This is a genomic window from Chitinophaga sp., assembly GCF_036566945.1.
GTDB lineage: Bacteria > Bacteroidota > Bacteroidia > Chitinophagales > Chitinophagaceae > Chitinophaga.
The window spans coordinates 1-2,830 of the sequence record NZ_DATCVJ010000486.1; the positions used below are offsets into that span (position 1 = coordinate 1).

4 protein-coding genes are annotated in these 2,830 nt (G+C 41.6%); all 4 read left to right on the forward strand.

Annotated features, from left to right (window positions below; translation table 11 throughout):
* Positions 1 to 993 (forward strand): HAMP domain-containing sensor histidine kinase (locus tag VIP81_RS14885; protein ID WP_331962115.1); only part of this gene is annotated, 993 nt, incomplete at its 5' end.
* Positions 975 to 1,754: a response regulator transcription factor gene (locus tag VIP81_RS14890; protein ID WP_331962118.1), complete on the forward strand. Its 780-nt coding sequence runs from the start codon at positions 975 to 977 to the stop codon at positions 1,752 to 1,754. The genes VIP81_RS14885 and VIP81_RS14890, both read left to right, overlap by 19 nt.
* A gap of 143 nt (positions 1,755 to 1,897) precedes the next feature.
* Positions 1,898 to 2,446, forward strand: a complete 549-nt coding sequence (locus tag VIP81_RS14895) for a hypothetical protein (RefSeq protein WP_331962121.1) — start codon at positions 1,898 to 1,900, stop codon at positions 2,444 to 2,446.
* Positions 2,443 to 2,811 (forward strand): helix-turn-helix transcriptional regulator, encoded by a 369-nt coding sequence (locus VIP81_RS14900; RefSeq protein ID WP_331962124.1) that lies wholly within the window; start codon positions 2,443 to 2,445, stop codon positions 2,809 to 2,811. The genes VIP81_RS14895 and VIP81_RS14900 overlap by 4 nt, the downstream gene beginning before the upstream one ends.
* Positions 2,812 to 2,830: the final 19 nt, after the last annotated feature.

A 2,830-nucleotide genomic window follows, 5' to 3' on the forward strand; every position in this document is an offset into this window, starting at 1 on the left:
ACCAATCGCAAAGTATATTTCACCAAACTATCTCCGGGCATTTACCGTTTTAAGGTGAAAGCGGCAAACAGTGGTGGTAGCTGGAGTGTATCTCCCCGCGTGCTTTTCATCCGGATATTACCGCCGTTCTGGGCCAGCTACTGGGCATATGCGGTGTATGTAATTTTTCTATGCAGTATTATTTATGGCATTATCCGCTGGTATCATCAACGGGCATTACAAAAACAAAAACGGTTACTGGAGTTGCTGGCGCATGAAAAAGAGAAAGAAGTATACCAGGCAAAGATAGAGTTCTTTACCCACCTGGCGCATGAAATACGCACGCCGCTGACCCTGATCAAAGGTCCTATGGAAAAGGTGATCCGCAAATCGGAAGAAGTGCCGCTGATCCAAAAAAACCTGCGGATCATGGAACGCAATACCGATCGTTTACTGGATTTAACCAACCAGCTCCTCGACTTCCGCAAAACGGAGATCAATGGCTTTAGTTTGAATTTTGTGCGCACAGATATTCCTGATTTACTGAAAGAAAACCACCTGCGATTTACGCCGGCAGCAGAGCAAAAAAATATCCGTTTCAAAATAGAATTATCCAGTCTGCATTTCTTTGCTTATGTAGATGCAGAAGCATTGCACAAAATATTAGGCAATCTTATTAACAATGCCATCAAATACGCTGCCACCAAAGCATCTATACACCTGTTGCCGATAGCTGCAGAAGATACTACCTTTACCATACTGGTAAAAAATGATGGGTATATTATTCCTCCGGAGATGAAGGAAAAAATATTCGAGCCTTTTTTCCGGGCGAAGGAAACGGAAGCGCAATCCGGCACTGGCATCGGTTTATCGTTATCGAGGTCGCTGACGATATTACATAAAGGTAGTCTGGAACTGATCGCTGCAGAAGCAGGACTCAACGTTTTTTCACTTACCTTACCTATCCACCAGGAAATAGAATTTAATTTAAGCACATGGAAAATAAACCACTGATACTGTTGGTAGATGATAACGAAGAAATCCTTTCTTTCATCGCCGATGACCTGGAAGAAAAATACAAAGTAGCCACGGCCTTGCATGGAGCGGCGGCGCTGGAAATATTGCAGGAACAGCCCGTACAGCTGGTGATCAGTGATGTGATGATGCCGGTGATGGATGGTTTTGAACTATGCCGTATCATTAAATCCGGTGTGGAATCCAGTCATATTCCGGTTATACTGCTCACCGCCCGCAACACCCTGCAATCTAAAATCGAGGGGCTGGAACTGGGTGCAGATGCGTATGTAGAAAAACCATTCTCACCTGAGTTCCTGCAGGCACAAATCGCGAGTTTGCTGAGCAACCGGCATAAAATAAAATCCTATTATGCCAGCACGCCACTGGTGCATTTGCGCAGCATGGCCAATACCAATGCAGATGAGCAATTCCTCGAAAAACTCCATGACCTCATTAATCAACATCTGACCAACATGGATCTGGATGTAGAACAACTGGCCGATTTCATGAACATGAGCCGTCCTACTTTTTACAGAAAGATAAAAGCAATATCAGATCTTACTCCACATGAACTAATTAACATTGCGCGTCTCAAAAAAGCAGCCACATTATTATCCACCGGCGCGTATAAAATTAATGAAGTCGCCGAGCTGAGTGGCTTCGGATCACTGACTAATTTCGGAAAGAATTTTCAGAAACAGTTCGGCATACTACCATCACGGTATGTAGCGCAAATACAGGCGGAGAAGGATTGTTAGCGGATTTATTTTTTTGTGTTATTAAACTTCACTACTTTTAGTTATCAGCAGTACTCATAGCTGATTCATTTTTTCCTTTCCCATAAATCAACTTTTCACTCAGGTTATTTTTTAACAAAAAACTAAACCTATAAGTTGATTTTATGAAAATTAAAAGTATCTTTGTTTCAGCAATTAATACCAGACCTGGCGGACTATATTCCATGCAATATGACCAATCCGGTATGAGTGAATATAGACGCACAAACCAGTATTGGCGTGATCATGAATCGCTATATACTTTTTTCAATAGCCACATAACAGATCTTCAAAAAGGATTCTGGGGTGACATGAGCATTGAAGAGGCAATATCCACCACGATGATAGATGCAGATCAGTTTGAAGATGCGCTATTAACTTATTGCCAGGGTGGTAAATATGAATTGCAAGTTATATTCCAGCCATTATACAACAGCGAGTATCGGTTGGTTTCTCTTCAAAAAAGTAAAGGAAAAATAAAAAGGAGCTGGTTAAGGTTATATGCATTACGATTAGAAAGGAATTGCTTTATCATCACCGGCGGCGCCATTAAGCTAACCCACAACATGCAGGCACCGCATCTACAAGCGGAATTAAATAAATTGGAACGAGCAAAAATATTTCTTCAATCCAACGACATTTATATCCCTGAAGACTTAAACACTATATTATGAATGAACTTAGAAAAAAACTGGATGCATTGGTTACCGATGATGAGTCGGCGGACTTTGTGGAATGGGTAAATTTCCGCAGGGAAAATAAAGCATGGTTATATAAATCCGGCGCCATTGCGAGCGCTGTATTACATGCTTTAGATGCACTACATATCACTAAAAAGGAGTTAGGCCAACGGATGGACGTTTCTCCTCAACAGGTCACCAAAATACTACAAGGCAGTGAAAATCTGACGCTACAAACCATTACGAAACTGGAAGCAGCGTTGGGTGTTGAATTGATGCCTGTTAATCGAGCTGCAGTAGTAGTAAAAGCCATTGATAAACTCAATAAAAAAAACAAGCCCAAACCAGTTAAACCCTGATTTCACTATTGAGTAATCC

Excerpts from the sequence above, each read along its gene's own strand:
- VIP81_RS14890 (WP_331962118.1), top strand. The coding sequence starts at position 975 with ATGGAAAATAAACCACTGATACTGTTGGTAGATGATAACGAAGAAATC.
- VIP81_RS14895 (WP_331962121.1), top strand. The coding sequence starts at position 1,898 with ATGAAAATTAAAAGTATCTTTGTTTCAGCAATTAATACCAGACCTGGC.
- VIP81_RS14900 (WP_331962124.1), top strand. The coding sequence starts at position 2,443 with ATGAATGAACTTAGAAAAAAACTGGATGCATTGGTTACCGATGATGAG.